The 19,086-nt window shown below is 65.4% G+C and carries 14 protein-coding genes; 4 read left to right on the plus strand and 10 right to left on the minus strand.

Annotated features, from left to right (window positions below; translation table 11 throughout):
* The first annotated feature begins 12 nt into the window (after window positions 1–12).
* Window positions 13–714: an RNA polymerase sigma factor gene (locus BB934_RS04850; RefSeq protein WP_099508619.1), complete on the plus strand. Its 702-nt coding sequence runs from the start codon at window positions 13–15 to the stop codon at window positions 712–714.
* Here the strand turns inward: BB934_RS04850 and BB934_RS04855 are convergent, their stop codons facing one another.
* From BB934_RS04855 to BB934_RS04870, 4 genes are all read right to left on the minus strand, one after another.
* A complete protein-coding gene (locus BB934_RS04855; RefSeq protein WP_099508620.1) occupies window positions 715–1,893 on the minus strand; it encodes an adenylate/guanylate cyclase domain-containing protein in 1,179 nt (392 codons plus the stop codon). It abuts the gene before it with no gap.
* A gap of 110 nt (window positions 1,894–2,003) precedes the next feature.
* Window positions 2,004–2,723: a DUF1194 domain-containing protein gene (locus BB934_RS04860; RefSeq protein ID WP_099508621.1), complete on the minus strand. Its 720-nt coding sequence runs from the start codon at window positions 2,721–2,723 to the stop codon at window positions 2,004–2,006.
* A 99-nt stretch (window positions 2,724–2,822) separates the two neighbouring features.
* Window positions 2,823–3,698 carry a branched-chain amino acid aminotransferase gene (locus BB934_RS04865; RefSeq protein WP_099508622.1) on the minus strand — a complete coding sequence of 292 codons (876 nt, stop codon included), beginning with the start codon at window positions 3,696–3,698 and terminating at the stop codon, window positions 2,823–2,825.
* 141 nt (window positions 3,699–3,839) lie between these two features.
* Complete coding sequence (locus BB934_RS04870; protein WP_099508623.1) at window positions 3,840–4,763, minus strand: GGDEF domain-containing protein; 924 nt, start codon at window positions 4,761–4,763, stop codon at window positions 3,840–3,842.
* 694 nt (window positions 4,764–5,457) lie between these two features.
* Here BB934_RS04870 and BB934_RS04875 point away from each other — a divergent pair.
* Window positions 5,458–7,308 carry a mechanosensitive ion channel family protein gene (locus BB934_RS04875; protein WP_099508624.1) on the plus strand — a complete coding sequence of 617 codons (1,851 nt, stop codon included), beginning with the start codon at window positions 5,458–5,460 and terminating at the stop codon, window positions 7,306–7,308.
* A gap of 102 nt (window positions 7,309–7,410) precedes the next feature.
* Here BB934_RS04875 and BB934_RS04880 read toward each other — a convergent pair whose 3' ends face one another.
* Complete coding sequence (locus tag BB934_RS04880) at window positions 7,411–10,329, minus strand: autotransporter family protein (RefSeq protein WP_099508625.1); 2,919 nt, start codon at window positions 10,327–10,329, stop codon at window positions 7,411–7,413.
* A gap of 532 nt (window positions 10,330–10,861) precedes the next feature.
* On the opposite strand from BB934_RS04880, the gene BB934_RS04885 reads away from it, so the two are divergent.
* Window positions 10,862–12,115, plus strand: a complete 1,254-nt coding sequence (locus BB934_RS04885) for an alpha/beta hydrolase (RefSeq protein ID WP_173909424.1) — start codon at window positions 10,862–10,864, stop codon at window positions 12,113–12,115.
* A 5-nt stretch (window positions 12,116–12,120) separates the two neighbouring features.
* Here the strand turns inward: BB934_RS04885 and aqpZ are convergent, their stop codons facing one another.
* From aqpZ to BB934_RS04900, 3 genes are all read right to left on the minus strand, one after another.
* Complete coding sequence (aqpZ, locus tag BB934_RS04890; protein WP_099508627.1) at window positions 12,121–12,855, minus strand: aquaporin Z; 735 nt, start codon at window positions 12,853–12,855, stop codon at window positions 12,121–12,123.
* Between the two features lie 187 nt (window positions 12,856–13,042).
* Window positions 13,043–13,675 carry a response regulator gene (locus BB934_RS04895; protein WP_099511827.1) on the minus strand — a complete coding sequence of 211 codons (633 nt, stop codon included), beginning with the start codon at window positions 13,673–13,675 and terminating at the stop codon, window positions 13,043–13,045.
* A gap of 74 nt (window positions 13,676–13,749) precedes the next feature.
* Window positions 13,750–16,179: a PAS domain-containing sensor histidine kinase gene (locus tag BB934_RS04900; RefSeq protein ID WP_099508628.1), complete on the minus strand. Its 2,430-nt coding sequence runs from the start codon at window positions 16,177–16,179 to the stop codon at window positions 13,750–13,752.
* A gap of 305 nt (window positions 16,180–16,484) precedes the next feature.
* Between BB934_RS04900 and BB934_RS04905 the strand changes: the two genes are divergently transcribed.
* Window positions 16,485–17,165 (plus strand): haloacid dehalogenase type II, encoded by a 681-nt coding sequence (locus tag BB934_RS04905; protein ID WP_099512631.1) that lies wholly within the window; start codon window positions 16,485–16,487, stop codon window positions 17,163–17,165.
* Window positions 17,166–17,323: 158 nt separating this feature from the next.
* Here BB934_RS04905 and BB934_RS04910 read toward each other — a convergent pair whose 3' ends face one another.
* Entirely contained in the window at window positions 17,324–17,677 is a 354-nt protein-coding gene (locus BB934_RS04910) for an endonuclease domain-containing protein (RefSeq protein ID WP_099508629.1), read from the minus strand.
* Between the two features lie 23 nt (window positions 17,678–17,700).
* Window positions 17,701–19,083, minus strand: a complete 1,383-nt coding sequence (locus BB934_RS04915) for a M20/M25/M40 family metallo-hydrolase (RefSeq protein WP_099508630.1) — start codon at window positions 19,081–19,083, stop codon at window positions 17,701–17,703.
* Window positions 19,084–19,086: the final 3 nt, after the last annotated feature.

A 19,086-nucleotide genomic window follows, 5' to 3' on the forward strand; every position in this document is an offset into this window, starting at 1 on the left:
CGGGAGACAGCCATGCAATCGGGGATCGCGGTAACGCCGCGCTTGGACGACCTGGATGACCTGGCCCTGGTCGAGCGGGCCCGGCGGCACGACGGGGCGGCCCTTCGCCTGATCATGGAACGCCACAACCGCCAGCTCTACCGCGTTGCGCGCAGCGTCCTGCGCGAGGATGCGGAGGCGGAGGATGTCGTGCAGGAGACCTATCTTCGCGCCTTCACCCACCTGGACGGTTTCCGCGGCGAGGCACGCCTTGCGACCTGGCTCACGCGGATCGCGCTCAACGAGGCGCTGGAGCGTCTTCGGAAGCGGCGGCCCTCCGTCGAGTTGAAGCAGATCGACGCCATCAACGAGCAAGGGGAGGCCCGCGTGATCTTCCTGCCCACGGCCCGGCAGGAGGGCGACCCCGAAGCCGCCGCCGCCCGCGCCGAAATCCGCCGCCTGATCGAACGGGCGATCGACCAACTGCCCGATCCGTTCCGCATCGTCTTCGTTCTGCGGGATATCGAGGAAATGAGCGTCGAGGCGACAGCCTGCCAACTCGGCCTGCGCCCCGAGACGGTGAAGACAAGGCTTCACCGCGCCCGCCGGCTCCTGCGGAGAAGCCTCGACCGAACCCTCTCGAACGCATTGACCGATGCCTTCCCCTTCGCAGGCGCCCGCTGCGCGCGGATCACGCAAAGCGTTCTGGACCGGCTGGACGAGATGAAGCCCTGATCAGGCCGTCCAGACGCTGAACGGTGCAAAGGTGAAGAGCTCGCGTTCGGTCGCGATGCCGCGCAGCCGGTGCCGGCCGAGGGAACGCACAGGGACCGAGCTCACGGAGGCCACGCTGTCGGACAGGATCACGGCGCAGTCGAGGCTGCTGCACAGGGCCTCCATGCGGCTCACCTCGTTGACCGCCGGTCCGATCACGGTGAAATCGAGCCGGCCGGCCGCGCCGATATTGCCGTAGAACACGTCGCCGCAATGAAGTGCGATGTCGAGACTGAGCGGCGCCTTGTCGGCATGGAGGCGGTTGACGGCGGCATTGCGCTCGAGCGCAATCTGGGCCGCCCGGATCGCCGCTCTGCACGCGTCCTCGCGGGAGCGATCCTCGGTGATCGTGAACGCGGCCAGGACCCCGTCGCCCATGAACTTGAGCACCTCGCCGCCCTGCTCGGCGACCGGATCCGCCATGGCTTCGAGATGCTGGTCGAGGCGGCCGATCAGGTTTATTCCTGCGGTATCGGCGAGAGTCGTGAAGCCGCGCAGATCGGCGAAGAGCAGCGCGGCGGTCAGCGTCGTGCCGAAACCCCGCCGGATCTCGCCGCTGAGCACACGCCGGCCGGCGGAGAGGCCGACATAGGTGTCGAGCATGGCGACCGTCAGGTCGAAGAGCGTCATGCGGTAGGCGGCGAGCCCCAGCAGCGGCAGGAGCGCATCGATACGGGCGATTTCCTCCGGCGAGAACCCTTCCGGGCGGCTCGAAGAAAAGGAGATGCCGATGCCGCGCAGGTCCGGAGCACTGGTGTTCTCGAAACTGAAGAGGCGGGCAAGATAATCGGTCCCGCCCTCGCGCCGGACATCTTCGAACACGTCGAACTTCATGGCCTCCGGATCTTCGATCAGCCAATAGCAGCTCGTCTGCTCGGTCTTCATCATGTGGGCGAAGGGGCTCTGCTCGAAGGCAAGCTCGTTGCGCTCGTGCGAGACGCCCTCGACGATCATGCCGGCCGAGCGGGTCCAGACATGGGTGTAGACGCGGATCGTCGGGTTGACGGTCGGCAGCGCGAGATAGGCCCGGACCAGGGGAATGCCCTCTTGCGCCAGCCGGTCCGCGAATCCTGCGAGCAGCGAGCCGACATCGCTTCCCCTTAAGCCCTGTTCGATGATCCAATCTTCGAGATTCGCCATAGGAATACCTTAACGCGTTTAGAGCTGTTTCCAGTGACGTGGAATCAGCTCTCTTCGTTTGTCTGCCGCATTTTTGACGGCGAACCGGAGCCACTTCGCCGAAAAATGCTCTAGCGACTCGCATGACGTGAGATTCCGCCCGTCCCCGCGATTTCCGTCAGCAGCTTGCGGCGGGCGGCCAAGGCGAAGGGCCGCATCTCGTCGGCGATCTCGACGAAGGATCCCGGCCCGCCGATGACGCTCTGGCCATAATAATCCTCCAGGGACATGCCGCCGGGTCCGCCCGGTCGGCCGCTGCCGGGGCGGCGGATGGCGAGCGCGTTGATGGTGAAGCCTTTCGCCAGCGCATCTCCCCGCGCCTGTTCCAGCGACCGGCCGTTCATGTTCGGCCCGTCGCCCGACACGTCGATCACCTTGCGCGTGCCCTCATGGGCATTGGTCTCCACGAGGCGTACGGAGAAGTCGATGGCGTTGGAGATCGAGTTGAAGCCATAGGCGCCGCGCGGTGCGCCGATGAGCTTGTCTGCGAAAACCTTCGCGCTCGCCGCGTCGCGGATCACGTGCCAGTCCACGATGAGCACCTGCGAGCTCGGCCCGCCCCATTCCATGAAAGCGACCGCGATGGCGCCGGCGGGGCCGTCCTTGATGCCGTTGAGCACATCGGGATTGGTGAGCGCATCGGCCCAGCCCTGGCGCTGGAGGCGCAGCTCCGCATCGTCGATGGAGCCGGACCCGTCGGCGGCGAAAACCAGCTCGAGATCGACCGACTCGGCCCGCGCGGGGGCGGTCAGGAGGCCGAGGACGAAAAGGCCGTTCAGGACAAGGCGCATCGAGGGCTCCGGCTTTGGCCGCAATGCTGGAACCATTTAGGGCACGAGGCGGCCAGGGCCGCCTCGGCCACACTTCACAACTTCGTTGAGGCGATGCCGTCAGGCCGCCTTGAGAACTCCCTTGTCATGGGCGAACGCCCAGTAGAGCTCGCGGGCGAGGCGGTAGAACGGGCCGGGCTGGAGATCGCGGCTGTCGATGCGCAGCACCGGCATCACCTTGGAATAGTTGCCCGAGATGAAGATCTCGTCGGCGCCGGCGAAATCCTCGTAGCGCAGGGTGCTCTCGACCACGGTGGTGCCGTCGTCGCGCAGGAGCTGGATCACGCGCTGGCGGGTGATGCCATTCAGGAACGTGCCGTTCGGATAAGGCGTATAGACCACGCCGTCCTTGGCCATGAACACGTTGGAGGTTCCGGTCTCGGCCACATTGCCTAGGGCGTCGCACACGAGGGCGTTGTCGAAGCCCTTCTCCCTCGCCTCGCGAAGCACGCGGGCATTGTTGGGATAGAGCGCGCCCGCCTTCGCGTCGGTCGGCATGGATTCGATGGTCGGGCGGCGGAAGCTCGACTTCATCACCGAGAGCCCGCCCGGCACCGGCATCGGCGCCTCGAAGAGGGACAGGCAGAACTGGGTCGATTCCGGATCCGGCGCAATGGTCGCCAGGCCCTCGGCCTCGCCCCAGTACATCGGCTTCACATAGAGGGCCGTGCCCGGCGCGAACTTCTTCACGCCCTCGCGGACGAGATCGACGATCGCCTGCGCCTCCATGGTGGGCTTGAGACCGATGGTCGGGGCCGAGCGGTTCACGCGCTCGCAATGCCGGTCGAGATCCGGGGCGACGCCCTCGAACACGCGGGCGCCATCGAACACCGACGAGCCGAGCCAGGATACGTGGGAGCGCGGACCGATCAGGGGCGGATTGCCCTCACGCCACGCGCCGTCGAACCAGTTCCAGGTCTGCGAATACCAAGCCACTTGTCTCAATCCTCAATCGGTCAGAATGACTGCCGCATCGAATCCCTTGCGGGGCCCATCGTCAATCGTTCCTTCGGCCATCGGCATATGAAGTCTTGTGATGGGTTCCATGAGGATGTCTGATCATTGCCCGGCCTGAGGTCACGTGCCGATCGTGGTGCAGTTCCGTCCCGCGCTCTTGGCTGCGTAGAGGGCCCGGTCCGCCCGGCGCAGGATAGAGGCGCGGTCGTCTCCCGTCACGGCCTCGCTGATGCCGGCGCTGAAGGTACAGGGCAGATCGATCGCACCGGCAGCAAAATGCGCCGGGGTGAAGCCCTTCCTGATCCGCTCGACGATCCCGAACGCTGCGTCGGAGCCCGCGGCGGGGAGCAGCAGCACGAACTCTTCGCCGCCCATCCGTCCGAGAATGTCCTGCTCCTGCACCAATCCCCGGCAGATGGCAGCGAAATGTCCGAGCACGGCGTCGCCCGCCTCGTGTCCATGCCGGTCGTTGATGGCCTTGAAACGGTCGATGTCGATGATCGCGACGCACAGGCAGGCACCGGTCGCCTCGCTTGCCGCAAGCGCTTCGTCGAGGAGCTCCAGGATATGGCGCCGGTTCGGCAAGCCGGTGAGAGGATCTGTCCTGGCGGCGAGAAGCGCAGCCTCATGCGCCATGCGCAGGAGCTTTTCGTTGTGCTTCAGGGCGGTGATGTCCGCTCCCACCGTCAGCACCCAGCCATTCGGCAGGACGGTGTGCTCGATCCAGAACCAGCGGCCGTCGAGAAAGTCGGTCTCGAACGACTTGCGCGCCACGCTCCGCCGCCGCGGCAGGGTCCGGGCGATCAGGGCCTCCACGTCGTCGTCGAGCCGGACGCCGACGCCCTGCCGTGCCCCGTAGCGAAGGATCTCGCTGAAGGTGAACGGCCCCTCGAAATCGCCCAGGAATATCTCCTGGTAGGTCTTGTTCGCGTAGCGCAGGTTGTCGCCGGCATCGTAGATGGACACCGCCTGCCCGCTCTTGTTCAAAGCTTCCACCAGGGACCGCAATGTCTCGTCGTCGAGATGTGAAACGAACTTGGCCATCGGCACCTGTACTAGCGGACGGATCGTCCTCGCCTGGAACCGGGAAGCCGGTCGTAAGGGTATTCCATCTCGCGACGCCTTCAGAATGAGGCGTATCTGGGGACAATCGTCAAGCGCGGGAACGTGGTGCAGGAAATAGGAATCGGTTCGGGCCGGCTTCGGGCTTTCCCCCCGCAATTTGAGGGTTTTCACCGATTGTCCTCCATCGGGGGCTTCGCCACGATGAGCCTGCAGCCTCCAAACATGTCCCCTCGTGTTCCACGAAGGGCTGCCGACTGGAGCCGCCCTCGGGGCGGCTCCCCTTTTCCCATGGGCCGACGATTCAGGGTAAGTCCGCTTTCGTTTCAGGTAAAACCCCAATAGCCTCAAGCTAGGCAATAGCGGAGAGTTTCAGCAGGCGCAGTGCAGGCTGCATAGCCTCATTGCGGCGACCCTGACTGCATCGTGGAGACGGAGATCGGATTCTCGATGCTCGACAAGGACGACGATCTCATGAAGATTTGTCCCGACACGGCACGAGAGGGACGCGAACCGAACGGAGCCGTGACGACGGGCTGGGGCACTAGCGCATCGTGTGGAAAGCGGACCCGATTTTCCGCAGCCAACGATGTGCATGTATGGGTTAGCATCGGATCGATCCCGGAAGCGGTGTCCATTTTCAGGTCCGATGCTCTAGCGTATCGAGAGGCGTGCTGTGAACGAGGTGACGGAAGAGGCAGGTCTCGCCATGGACCGACTGGATCAGGTCGGCATTGCGCTGGAGGGAGGATTCAGAGCGCGGCTCCAGAACCTCGGCAACGTCGGGAACGAGTGGGACACGCTCGTTCAAGGCCTTGCCGCCGGCGGGCACTCCCTCGGCACCTTTCTCGCCGTGATCCTGGGCGCGGTCCTCGTATCGGCCGTTGCCTTTTACGGCGCCCGGTGGGTCCTGCAGGGTGTCGTCGCGCAGTCCGGCCGCTTTTCATCCCTCATCGACATCGCGACGGTTGTCCTGACCGTCCTTGTCGTCACCCTCGTTTTCCGCCTCATCGTACCGGACGGGACCTTGCGCCAGGTCGCCCGGTTCTGGGCCATTGCAACCCTCATCGGCCTCCTCGTCCAGCGTCTTATCAGCGGCTTGCTGCTCGGCAGGCGCAAAGGCGGCGAGGCCGGATCGCAGCTCGCCTCCTTCGCGAAAATTCTCTCGCTCGGCTTCGCCTCGGCCCTGTTCGGACTGGCAGCGCTCGCAACTCTGAGAGTGTGGAATGCAGGGTCGGGTCTGAGGGATTTGGTCGGCACCTTCCTGGTAGGCCTCCCGGCCTTTGGGCTTCTCGCCTACGCCTATTGGTCCCATCGCAGGGCGGTTGCTGCGGCTGTCGCCGGTCCGGAACCGCGGACGGCCTGGCGCGAGCGGTTCGCGGGGATCTGGCCGATTCTTGCCATCCTCGCCCTGATCGGCACCTTCGTTGCGCTTCAGGTCGCCGCCACCATGGGACGTCCGCTGCCGGGGCTAGCGATGCTCGGCTCGCTGCTGCTGGTTCTCGTCTCACCGCATATCGATAGCGTGATCAGGGCCTGGTCCGAACGACGGGCCGGGGATCTGACCTCGTCGCTGCTCGCCGCGACACTACGGCGGATGACGCGCTTCGCGTTCGCCATCTTGGTTCTTGGCCTCCTGATCTATCTCTGGGCCCTCCCCGCGCTGACCTCGCTCGGCTTCGACGTGACCCTGATCCGCGCGAAGGCCGTCGAGATCGTCATCGTCGCCCTTGTCGGCGCCCTCCTCTGGAATGGCACCGCAGCCGGCATCGAACGGGTCGAGGCCAGGGAGCGCCGCACGCCGGCTGCCACCTCCGAAGACGACGTTCATGCTCCGCGGACGCGTCTGGCGACCCTTCTGCCGCTGCTCAACGGGACCGCGAAGATAGGCATCCTCGTCCTCTCGATCCTTACGATGCTTGTCATTCTCGATGTGAATGTGTGGCCGCTGATCACGGGCCTCAGCGTATTCGGCCTCGCCCTCGGCTTCGGCTCGCAGACCCTGGTGAAGGATATCGTGTCCGGTCTTTTCTTCCTGCTCGACGATGCGTTCCGCATGGGCGAGTACATCGAGACCTCGGGCGCCAAGGGAACGGTGGAGCGCATCTCGGTGCGGTCGGTGAGCCTGCGCCATCCCCGCGGAGCGGTGGCGACGATCCCCTATGGACAGATCGGCAAGATCCAGAACTTCAGCCGCGACTGGGTGATCGAGAAGCTGGTGTTCCGCGTCGCGTTCGACACGGATGTCGAGAAGGTCCGCAAGCTGTTCAAGCAGATCGGTCAGGAAATCGCCGCTGATCCCGAACTGAACGAGGACCTGATGGAGACCTTCAAGAGCCAGGGCATCGCCTCGGTGGAGGACGGCACCCTGCTCGTGCGCGGCAAGTTCAAAGCGAAGGCCGGCAAGCAGTTCGGGATCCGCAAGGCCGTGCTCTCGGCGGTCCAGCGCGCCTTCCGCGAAAACGGCATTCAGGCCGTCCCGCGGCCGATCCCCGCGCCGCCCGGCGCGGGATCGGCTCCGTCATGATGCGAGAGCATTTTTCGGCGAAGTGGATCCGGTTCGCCGTGAAAAAATGCGGCATTTCAAAGAAGAGAGCTGATTCCACCTGCGTGGAATCAGCTCCAGCCCTCACCACGTAACGCGGATACCGAGATTGCCCTCGATGGTCTGGCGGTGCGGGCCGTTGACATTGGCGGTGTAGTCGGCGACCGCGAACAGGCTGATCGTCTCCGACAGCGTCGCCACCGCTCCCGCCCCGACCTCGAGCGAGGTTGCCCCGAAAGAGGCCGGCAGGATCACGTTGCTGAACTGCGTCCGGTCGGTGGCATCGAAGCCGTGCCACAGATTGACCTTCAGATACGGCCGCCACGTGGTCGTGCCGTCCTGGAAGGTGCCCTGCAGCCGCGCACCGATCCGCCCGGTCCAGGCATCGTCGGCATCGAAGATCACCGACGAGAAGCGGTCCTGCGTCGGATCGAAAGCGACATGCTGCCAGATCAGCTGCGCCTGAGGCTCGAGCGAGATCTTGTCGGTGAGCCAGATCGGATAGCCGCCCTCCACGGAAGCCGTGGTGGCATGGCCCTCCAGATCGAGCCCGACGCCGCGGTTCGAGCGCGGCTCGCCGTCGAGCCAGGAATGCATCAGAACGCTGTCGAGATACCAGCCGCCTGGACCGACATGGGTCCAGTAAAGTCCCAAGCTCGTAGCATCCATCGGCACCGAGCCGCTGGCCAGACGGCGCTGGCCGAGCGCGAAGCCGCGCACGTCGCCATCGGCCTCCGCATGGCCGACAAAGAGACCGAAATGGTCGCGATGCCCCTCCCAGGTCTCGGCCGCTCCGACATCCATTCCGGCTTGAAAGCCGAAGAGATGGCCGTCGAACTCCGGCGCCAGCGGCCCGCCGCGGCGGAACTCGGTCTTCGAACCGAAGGCGCGGCCCCAAGCGATGGGAAAGCCACCGTTCTTGTTAAGCAGGCTCTGCTCGCCCTGGCGCTCGTGGAAGGTGCCGAGGATCTCCAGGCCGATGAAGCGGGCGAGCCCAGGCAGCCCGGCGTAGACCACCGCCTCCGGCCGGTAGAACGGCACCGGCGCAGGACCAGGCGGCACCGGCGACAGACCGGGGGGAACAGGGGATGGCGGGATTGGATCTGGCGGCACCGGGCCGGGTGGGGTCGGATCGGGCGGGGTCGGGCCGGGCGGTTCCGGGGGGATCGGACCGGCGACGTTGCGCAGGAACCAGTCGTCGTCATTGCCGGGCGTGACGCCGCCGCGGAAGAGCAGGTATTCGTAGGGGCCGGCCGCGACAGGGCCGCTGAGGCCGAAGGCGGCCGGCGCTGTCGTGCCATCGTTGATCGCCTGCACCACGCGGATGCCGTCGCCCGTCGTGAGTTCGCCGGGCCCAGTGTTGTTGATGATGCGCAGACCCGAACGGCCGCTGGCGCTGCCGCCGTCGATCACAAGGCGGTCCGAGGGCGAGCCATCCGCTCCGAGATAGGTGTTGAGCGCAACGGAGCCGCCGCGGCCGACATAATTGGTGACCGTCAAGGTCTTGTAGCTCGCGAGCAGCGATGGGTCCGCAAGCGGGGCGGTGTAGATGATCTGGCTGGCGTCGTTTGCGACCGATGTCGCCTTCGAATTGCCGGTCATCGTCCAGACGGTACCCTGCGTGAGCGACAACGCGCTGGTGCTGCCGGCAGGGGTGGTGACGACGCCTTGTAGGTTCGAGTTACGGGCGTTGTACGTTGTATTTCCGCCATTGCCGGTTTGCAGCAACGTATTGTTGTTGGCGACGGCCGTCGTGTTGGTCAAATCGATATTCGCGATCGCGCCCTGGACGGAGAACGAGGCGCCGCTGGCCTGGATCGCGGCGCCTCGGTAGTTGAGCGTGTTGCTGCCGCCATTGTTGAACTGGAAGCCAATGCCATCCGTGCCGGAGGCTGTCACGTTCGTGCCAGTCATGATGGTGGTGCTGCCACTCTGCAACAGGCCGCCCGCGCCGTTCGCCACGGACACCGACCCACCGGATGTCTCGATCCGCCCGCCATTGAGCGCGTTCACGCCGGCGTTGCCGCTTCGCCCCGTGACAGTGATCGCCGTGCCGGTCGCGGCGATGACACTGCCTGTGCCTGTCGCCCGAAGGCCCCGCTCGCCACCGCCCGCTCCGGCAATATTAATGCTGCCACCAGTGAGAACGGCGCGGCCCCCGTTATCCGCATTGACGCCGACATCATTGCCGCCACCGTTTGTCGCCGTGATGACCAGGCCATCGGTGGAAACGACGCTTCCCGATCCGGAAACCGACACCCCCGTGTTGCCGCCGCCACCTGTGAACGAGATCGAGCTCGCGCTGGAGAAGGTAATACTGCCACCATTTTGCGCCTTCGCGCCGGTGATGCCGCCGGCGCTGCCCATCGACGTGATCAGTCCAACCGCCTCAATGCGGCTTCCGATCCCATCGGCCAGGAGGGCCGACGGGACGCCACCGTTCGCGTTGCTGATCGAAGAGCCGGGTGTGAACTGGATCAGGCCGCCATTCAGCGATTGAATCAGGCTCTGCCCCCCGCCGTTCGGCCAGTCGATTGTGATCGCGCGTGCGACAATTGTGCCGTTGTCGGCCTTCAGTGCCACCGCTCCTCCGCCACCGTCATTGCTCAGTCTGATTCCGTTGGCCTCGATTCGTGCTGAGGAGCTTGCGCTGAGTCCTAATCCACTTGCCGTGATCGGCCCGGTCACGCCGACGACCGTCGTCCTGACCGAGTTGTTGATGATCACGAGCGAGTTCGTGTTGGCATCGACACCGGTGCCATAACCATGAGCGGTGACCGCCCCGTTAACGGTCACATCAGCACCGCTCCTCGCCGTCACCGCAGTGCCATACCCGACCGTCACGTCTCCGACCACGCAAGGTGGCGGCCCGTTCTGCACCACACCATTATTGGAATTGGGCGGTACCGTGCAGGGCGTTTGAGCGAAAGCCTCCTGTCCCATTGCCATGGCGAAGCCGAGAATGCCGTAAGCAACAGCGAAGAGCAGACCTTGCCGCATCATTCAGTCCTCCTACAGTGCCGGCTTAACAAGCAGTGCTTGGCCGAGCGCCGAGTCCGAATACGCAAATGTCAGGGCGGCTGCCGTCGCCAACCCGACGGAACAGGAGGATACTAAAAGAAGCGGTGACGGCCTGCATGGACCCCTCTCAGCGCTAGCACTCCCGAGCGCAGAGAATTTCCCCTTCGAGTCGCAAAGTCGATGCAGGCATGAAGCACAGGAAACGTTTTATGACGAATGTGACCTTAGGGCATCACCCCACCATCGGGGTGATCCCCGCGTTAACCTTTGCGTTAACTTACCGGATCGATCCAGCGTATTAATTCGATAATCATACTAATTGCAAATCATCGATCGCGGCCAATCCCGGGGCCGGCCAATACAATTGACATCAGCAGAATCCCGAGAAATCCCTCAGGGTAAACGCTACTTGGCACGCACGCGGAAACAGCGGAGAGTGTCGACCAAGGGCTGCGCTTCCGGGCATGGCTTGTGTAGAGGGGGCATCTTGGCCAATGACGGAAGCAGCAGGTTCATGAGCGGCACGAGAGATGCCGAACGTCGACGCGTCAGGGGGATGCACCGCGCGACGGCACTCGCCGTGCTGCTCGGATTGACGGCCTGCGCAAGCCCGCGCGGCACGCTTTCTCCGGTAGCCGATACGGTGCCGGGTGCGAGCAAGGTCGACATGCTGGTTGCCACCACGCGCATGCCCGCCGACGATCCGAAGGAATACTTCTCGGGCAATCGCGGGCCCCAGCTCTCCTTCGCCGAATTCATCGTGTCCATCCCGCCCGAGGCGAACCGCAAGCCGGGCGAGGTGCAGTTGCCGCAGAGCGTGCCCGGCAATCCGGCCACCGATTTCGTGACCCTGAAGGCGGACGTGATCGACCGCGCCCAAGCGACGGCGTGGTTCCGCCGCACGGTGCGCACCGTGCCCAAGCGCCGCGTGCTGGTGTTCATCCACGGCTTCAACAACCGCTTCGACGATGCGGTCTTCCGCTTCGCGCAGATCGTGCACGATGCCGGAACGCCCGTGGTCCCGGTGCTGTTCACCTGGCCCTCGCGCGGCAGCGTCCTGGCCTATGGCTACGACCGCGAGAGCAACACCTATTCGCGCAACGCGCTCGAAACGACCCTGCGCGCCATCGCCCGCGACCCCGATGTGGGCGAGATCTCGATCCTGGCGCATTCCATGGGCAACTGGGTCACGCTGGAGGCCCTGCGCCAGATGGCGATCCGGGACGGCCGGGTCACGCCCAAGATCAAGAACGTGCTGCTGGCCGCACCGGATGTGGATGTCGACCTCTTCCGCGAGGCGATCGTCGACATGGGCAAAGAGCGTCCCGGCGTCACCCTCTTCGTCTCGCAGGACGACCGCGCGCTCGCCATTTCCCGCCGCCTCTGGGGCGATTCCGTGCGCCTCGGCGCCATCGATCCCGAGCAGGAGCCCTACCGCACGGACCTGGAGAAATCGGGCATAACGGTGCTGAACCTGTCCAAGCTCCGCACCGGCGATCCGCTGAACCACAGCAAGTTCGCCGAAAGCCCCGAGGTCGTGCGCATCATCGGCCGGGAACTGGCCGAAGGGCAGACGCTCACGGATTCACGGGTCGGCATAGGCGACCGGATCATCCAGGTTACGGCCGGCGCCGCAGCGGCCGTCGGCACGGCGGCCGGGCTTGCCGTCTCCGCTCCGGTCGCCGTCATCGATCCCCGCACCCGGGAAAATTTCCAGGGTCACGTCGACAACCTGGGACAGGCCGTCGCCGGGACTGTCAGTCCCTAGCCTTCTCACTCCGCCGGAGCAGCCGGTGTGACCCCGGTTACCTTGGCCGAGGGCTCCTCGCTGAGCCAGTGATAGAGCATGCCGCCCAGCATGCCGCCGATCATGGGCGCTGCCCAGAACAGCCATAGCTGCGCCAGGGCCCAGCCGCCGACGAACAGGGCCGGTCCGGTGCTGCGGGCCGGGTTCACGGAGGTGTTCGTGACCGGGATCCCGACGAGGTGGATCAGCGTCAGCGCGAGGCCGATGGCGATGGGCGCGAAGCCAACCGGAGCCTTGCCGTGCGTGGCGCCCATGATGATGAACAGGAACATCATGGTCAGCACGACCTCGGTGATCAGCCCGGCGAAGAGCGTGTATTTGCCCGGCGAGTGGTCGCCATAACCGTTGGCGGCGAACCCCTTGGCGAGATCGAAGCCGGGCGCGCCGCTCGCGATGGCATACAGAACGGCGGCAGCGACGATGGCGCCGATGACCTGCGCCGCGATGTAGGGGCCGATATCCTTGCCCGGGAAGCGTCCGCCCGCCCAGAGTCCCACGGTGACGGCGGGGTTGAGATGGCAGCCGGAGATGTGGCCGATCGCATAAGCCATCGTCAGCACGGTCAGCCCGAAGGCGAGGGACACGCCGAGCAGGCCGATGCCGACCTCGGGGAATGCGGAGGCGATGACGGCGCTGCCGCAGCCCGCGAAGGTCAGCCAGAAGGTGCCGATCGCCTCGGCCGTGCACTTGCGGATATCCATGACTTGATCCTCCTGCACATGGCAGCGGCCGAGCCGGCGAGGGATGCCTCTCTGGAACCGGCTTCGCATCGGTCCCGGCCGAGCATTGATGCTGCAAGTTGCGCCAAACCGGCGTGCAGCGCCATTGGGGAAACACCTGAACGCTATCGGTAAAAATCCTGAAAGGCTTCAGGAAGTCCGCTTCGCGTCACGGCTCGACGAGCTTGTTGCGGATGGCGTAGCGGACCAGCGTGGCGGTGGAGTTGGCATTGACCTTGCGCATCGCCGAGGAGCGGTGGCTCTCCACCGTCTTCAGGTTCAGCTCCAGAATCTGCGCCGTCTCCTTGTTCGAATGCCCCTCCGCAATCAGCTGCACCACCCGCCGCTCGCGTGCGGTCAGCACCCCGTTGCCGGCATGGCCCTGCGCCAGATAGGCGGCCAGCAGCGTCTCCGACACACGGCCGGTGAAAAACGGCTTGTGGCGCGCCAACGACTCCACCGCCGCGATCAGGAACCGGCGCGCATCCGACTTGAGCAGGTAGCCGCGCGCCCCCGCCTCGAGCAGCTCGCGCACCAAAGGCTCGCTCTCGTGCATGGTGAAGATCAGCACCTCGGTCTGCGGCTGGAAGGCCCGGATCTCGCGCGTCGCGTCGACCCCGTTCATCGACGGCAGCTGGTAGTCGAGGATCGCCACATCCGGCTTGGTCTCGGCCGCCAGCTGCACCGCCTGACGGCCGTCCTCGGCCTCGGCCACCACCTCCCAGCCCGGCTGGCCGCCCAGGATCGTGCTCAACCCAGAGCGCACAACGTCATGGTCGTCGGCAATCAGGATACGCGTCATGAAAAGGACGTCCTCCCTACCCTGCATCACCGCGACGCCGGAGCTCAGAACCCGGCGCACACCGGACGGCGACCTCAGGAAGTCTGCGCCGAAGTGTAATCCTTCCCGGCGATGCTGTCTGCATCGCGTGGTGCGGCCGCCCGCACGACGGTGCCTCGCCGGTTGCTGCGGATCCTGAGGTTGCCGCCGAACTGGCTCAGCCGAATGCGCATCCCCGGGATGCCGACGCCGAGCGTCGTCCTGGCGCCCGAGCCGGATCGCCTGCCTCTCATTCCCTTTCCATCGTCGCCGATGCTCAGGATGACCTCCGTCGGCGTGATGCGCAGGGACACCGTGACATTCTTCGCCCCGGCATGGCGATGCACATTGGCAAGCCCCTCCTGAACGATGCGGAACAACGCGCGCTGCAGCTCGGGCGAGAGCTGCTCCGTCTCGTCGGCGAGGCGCGTGGCGACGGCAAGCCCGGACCGGTCGGCGAAGCCGTCGGCGAATGCACGGATCGTGGCGGCCAACCCATCCGTCTCCAGGCCGGGCGGATGAAGCAGGTAGGTGAAGATGCGCAATTCCTTCAACGCCTCTTCGAGGGAGCGATCGATCTCGTCGAGGATGCGCTGTCCGGCCGGCGGCAGCCCGAGCGCGCCGACCTGCATCAGGCTGAGGCCGACGGCGACCAGATGCTGCGCCGTGGAATCGTGAAGCTCCGCCGCGATGCGCCGCCGCTCCTCCTCCTGAAGCGTCAGCAGGCGCTCGGACATTTCGCTCACCTCCGCCCTGGCGGCCATGATCTCGGTCACATCCTCGCGCGCGACGACGATGCGCGCCTCCTCGGCTGCGGAGAAGCGGGATGCGCGGAGCAGGAACCAGCCTTCGTCGTCGGAGGAGCGCGAACGATAGAGCGCCTGGAAGGACGACTGGCGGCCGGCGACAAGGGCTTCCATGCCGCGAAAAATCCGCTCCTGGGCCACGCCTTCATGCCGTGCGGCGTCGCAGGCGGCGAGATAGCTCATACCGGGACCGGGCGATTCAGGAGATCCGTTGTGCTGCGCGTAGCGATGCCAGGCACCGTTGACGGATAGGACGATCCCGCGATCGTCGAGGATCGCCACGTGGGCGGACAGCGCATCCAGCGAGGCCTGCAGGAATTCCCGTTCCCTGATCGCGGCGCGATGAGCCTCGTAACGATCCGTGACATCGCTGAAGAACACGCTTGCCCCCTCGGGCGAGGGATAGACGCGGTAATCGATGTAGCGGCCGGGATGATAGATCGAGGCAAGCGCTCCCTGGAACTGACGCCTGTGATGCATGGCCTGCGCCAGCGCGGCGTCGAAGGCGGGATCGTGACCGACGATGTCGAAATAGGATTGGCCCACGACTTTCCGGCGCTCATGACCCCACCACCGCATCGCGGCCGCGTTGACGTCGACGATCGTGTAGGCGCGGTCGAGGGTGAAGTAGCAGTCGCTGACGCTCTCGAGGATGGAGCTCATGCGGGCATTGGCGGCCGCCAGCTCGCCCCGCGTGGTGGCTGCGTCGCGCCGCATCGTATCGAGCGGGCCTCCGTTGCGCACCAGAAGGGAGGCGGAAGCACCGCCGACGGCGAACAGCAGCGCCCCGGCCATCGCGATCCGATAGACCGCCCGCTCGATCGGCGCCTTCAGCATCGCGGCCGGTGCGACGGAAACCGCCGTGTATCCCGATACCCGTGAACGGCAATAGGTGACGAGAAGGCGGTTGGGGCCGGTGCCGATCTCGAAATGCCCCTCGCGCTCCGGCTCCGAAAGAGCCTCGCGCAGCTCCCGCATGCCGTGGACGAATGGCGCTTGCCTCGGCTCGGCCGGCCCCGTCATCTCCTGCAGATTGCGGTCGACGATGAATGTCCTCCAGCCCGAGGTCGCTTCGCCGTTCTCGGCCGCCTTGCTGAGGTGATCGTCCGGCAGCACCAGCGACAGGATGCGCGACATCTCGCCGAACTCGTCGTCGAGCCGCAGGCTCACTGAGACCGTCTGACGCTGCACCACCGGATTGTCGACCCGATCGGACAGGCTCAGGCGCTCGCGGCGCACCACGGGGAACCGCTCCTTCACGGTGGCCGGCAGTTCCACGATGCGCGGCAGCTGGGAGCCGAAGGGGCGCTTCGTGTTGAGCAGCTGGCCTTCGAGGTCCCACAGGATGAACGAGGCTCCCTCCGGGTGCGGCGTCGCCTTCAGCTGGGCGTCGAACGCCTCGAGGTCGTTGGTCTGGAGATGAGGCGAACGGGACAGACCCTTCAGGAGGTTGCCGAGCCCCTGCACCTCCCGGTCGAGAAGGTCGGCGGCGGTCACCGAAACGGACAGGCCGCGATGGGCCAGCACATGCCGCTCGTGCAGGGCGTCCTTGATCAGGAGGCCGGTGGCGACCAGAAAGGACAGGCCGACGGTGAGAGCGGCCGTCAGGACCACGATACGGCGGACGTTCGACGGGAAGGCGAAGCCGCCCGTGAGCTTGATCGAGTTCAGGTCATCCATGAAACCCGCTTCGGCATGAACGCCCCCAAATCCGGTCCGCGGGATCGCCGCGACCCATACCGGACGATTGTCCGTGTACGGGAGTGGATTCCCTAACGACAGTAACACAGGTTAACGAAGAGACGAAGGGGGCTTGCGCCCCGCGGAACGGTGGGTTCCGGGACACTTGCCTGAGCCAGAAACCTGTCGAGCCAGCCCTACATTGTTGCAACTCGACGGTCTGACTCCCCTCCCCTCAATCCGGATGGCCCGCACCGGAGCGCCATGACATGATCGGCGCGCCATCCTCGTCGGAAACTCGCGTCATGCTCGCCTCAGCGATCGTTCCGGCCCATGCCAGGGCCGTCATCTTCGATGCCTACGGAACCTTGTTCGACGTGCATTCCGCCGTCGGCCGGCACATGGCCGCCGTCGGGCCGGATGCCGCGCGGCTCTCCGAGACCTGGCGTGCGAAGCAGCTCGAATATTCGTGGGTGCTTTCGCTGGCCGGCCGCTACGAACCGTTCTGGACCCTGACGGAACGGGCGCTCGACTACGCCTTCGCCCGGTTTCCGCAGATCGACCGGGCGATCGGGCCGCTCCTGCTCGACGCCTATCGCAGCCTCGACGCCTATCCCGATGTCGCCAAGACGCTGCAGGCCCTCAAGGCGCGAGGCCTGCGCACCGGCATCCTGTCGAACGGCGACCCCGGCATGCTGAACGCGGCGGTGGGATCAGCCGGTCTCGCCGGGGATCTCGATGCGATTCTCTCCGTCGATGCCGCGCGGGTGTTCAAGACGAGCCCGCGCACCTACGACCTCGTGCTGCGCTCCCTGCCCGTCGTCGCGAACGAAGTCGTGTTCGTCTCCTCCAACCGCTGGGACATCGCCGGCGCGGCGGCGTTCGGATTCATCCCCGTCTGGGTCAACCGGCTCGGGCTGCCGGATGAATACGTGGAGCTTTCACCCAGCGCGGTGATCGCATCGCTTGACGAATTGGCTCGATGATGCCTGCCGCGCCTTCACCTCTCCCCGGCGGGGAGAGGTCGAGCGCAGCGAGGGTGAGGGGGTACAGGTCCATCCGGATAAAGCTGTAACCCCTCACCCGCGCCTCCGGCGCGACCTCTCCCTCAAGGAGAGGTGAAGGCGCGCCAGCTGGACAGTCCTCACAGATGAACACGCCGCTCAAGTTCGGCAAGAATGGTTTCCATCACGCCATCGAGATTGTCGTAAATCTCCGCATTGGCGAAGCGCATGACGTGATACCCGCAGATCTCTAAGACGCGTGTCCGCTGCTCATCCTGCCGGATTTCGCGCTCCGTTGAATGAGTAGCCCCATCGATTTCGATGACGAGCCTCGCATCCAGGCATACGAAATCGGCGATGTACCGGTCGACAGGATGCTGGCGCCGGAACTTCCAACGCGCCAGCCTCCGGTTTCTCAAGGCCTGCCACAGCAGGTCTTCCGCGCGCGTCTGACGATGACGAAGATGCCGCGCTCTTTGAATGAACCGCTGCATCTTCGCCTCGTCCTCCTCTTACTTTACCGCGCCAGAGCGGCCAGGATCCGCGCCCAGGAGCGGGTGCCTTTGTGGAAGCTCTTGAGGTCGTATTTCTCGTTCGGCGAGTGGATGCGGTCGTCGTCGAGGCCGAAGCCGACGAAGAGGGTGTCGAGACCGAGCGTGCGCTTGAAATCGCCGCCGACGGGGATCGAACCGCCCATGCCGATGACGATCGGGTCCTTCTTCCACTCGTCGTGCAGCGCGGATTTCGCGGCCGTGATCGCCGGGAAGTCGTGCGGCAGGGCAAGCGCCCGCGAGCCCTTGTGCCGGATGAACTCGACCGAGCAGTCCTCGGGAATGCGCGCGCGCACGAAGGCCTCGAAGTTCTCGGAGATCTTCGCCGGATCCTGATCGCCCACGAGGCGGAAGGAGATCTTGCAGCGCGCTTCGGCAGCGATGACGGTCTTGGTGCCCTCGCCCGTATAGCCGCCGATGATGCCGTTCACGTCGCAGGTCGGACGCGACTGGATCTGCTCGATCAGCATGCGGCCTTTCTCGCCGGCGGAATGCTTCAGGCCGACCTGGCCGAGGAATTCCTCTTCCGTCAGGTTGAGGCCCTTCCATTGCTCCAGAACCTGCGTCGGGGTCTCAGGGACGCCCTCGTAGAAATCCTGAATCGTGATGCGGCCGTTGTCGTCGTGGATCGCCGCGATGATCTTCGACAGCACATGGATCGGATTGCGCGCCGCGCCACCGAAGGAGCCGGAATGCAGGTCGCGATCGGCGCAGCGCACGATCACTTCCTCATAGACCATGCCGCGCAAGGAAGAGGTGATGCCGGGCGTGTCCTGGTCCCACATGCCGGTGTCGCAGACGAGGGCCACGTCGGCCTTCAGCTCGTCCTTGTTGGCGAGGATGAACTCGGGGAGAAGCTTCGATCCGTCCTCTTCCGCGCCCTCGACGAGGAAGGTGATGGTGATCGGCAGCGAGCCCGTCTCGGCCTTCCAGGCGCGGCAGGCCTCGACGAAGGTCATCACCTGGCCCTTGTCGTCGGCGGCGCCGCGGGCGCTGATGGCCTTGCGGCCGTCGGGCAGTGTGATGAGGCGCGGCTCGAAGGGCGGGCGCTCCCATAGGTTCAGCGGATCGACCGGCTGCACGTCGTAATGCCCGTAGAAGAGCACGTGAAGCTTCTCGTCGCCACTGGCATGGCCGAGCACCACCGGATGCCCGCCCGTCTCGCGCAAGGACGCCTCGATGCCGATGCTCTTCAGCTCGTCGACCAGCCATTGCCCGGCGTTGCGGCAATGATCCTTATAGGCGGGATCGGTGGAGATGGAGGGAATTGTCAGCCACTGGAACAGCCGTTCGAGGGACGAATCGAGATCGGCGTCGATCCGTTGCAGGACTTGGTCGAGTTGGGACATGGG

The organism is Microvirga ossetica, from assembly GCF_002741015.1.
GTDB lineage: Bacteria > Pseudomonadota > Alphaproteobacteria > Rhizobiales > Beijerinckiaceae > Microvirga > Microvirga ossetica.

Excerpts from the sequence above, each read along its gene's own strand:
- BB934_RS04850 (WP_099508619.1), top strand. The coding sequence starts at position 13 with ATGCAATCGGGGATCGCGGTAACGCCGCGCTTGGACGACCTGGATGAC.
- BB934_RS04855 (WP_099508620.1), bottom strand. The coding sequence starts at position 1,893 with ATGGCGAATCTCGAAGATTGGATCATCGAACAGGGCTTAAGGGGAAGC.
- BB934_RS04860 (WP_099508621.1), bottom strand. The coding sequence starts at position 2,723 with ATGCGCCTTGTCCTGAACGGCCTTTTCGTCCTCGGCCTCCTGACCGCC.
- BB934_RS04870 (WP_099508623.1), bottom strand. The coding sequence starts at position 4,763 with ATGGCCAAGTTCGTTTCACATCTCGACGACGAGACATTGCGGTCCCTG.
- BB934_RS04880 (WP_099508625.1), bottom strand. The coding sequence starts at position 10,329 with ATGATGCGGCAAGGTCTGCTCTTCGCTGTTGCTTACGGCATTCTCGGC.
- BB934_RS04885 (WP_173909424.1), top strand. The coding sequence starts at position 10,862 with ATGAGCGGCACGAGAGATGCCGAACGTCGACGCGTCAGGGGGATGCAC.
- aqpZ (WP_099508627.1), bottom strand. The coding sequence starts at position 12,855 with ATGGATATCCGCAAGTGCACGGCCGAGGCGATCGGCACCTTCTGGCTG.
- BB934_RS04895 (WP_099511827.1), bottom strand. The coding sequence starts at position 13,675 with ATGACGCGTATCCTGATTGCCGACGACCATGACGTTGTGCGCTCTGGG.
- BB934_RS04900 (WP_099508628.1), bottom strand. The coding sequence starts at position 16,179 with ATGGATGACCTGAACTCGATCAAGCTCACGGGCGGCTTCGCCTTCCCG.
- BB934_RS04905 (WP_099512631.1), top strand. The coding sequence starts at position 16,485 with ATGCTCGCCTCAGCGATCGTTCCGGCCCATGCCAGGGCCGTCATCTTC.
- BB934_RS04910 (WP_099508629.1), bottom strand. The coding sequence starts at position 17,677 with ATGCAGCGGTTCATTCAAAGAGCGCGGCATCTTCGTCATCGTCAGACG.
- BB934_RS04915 (WP_099508630.1), bottom strand. The coding sequence starts at position 19,083 with ATGTCCCAACTCGACCAAGTCCTGCAACGGATCGACGCCGATCTCGAT.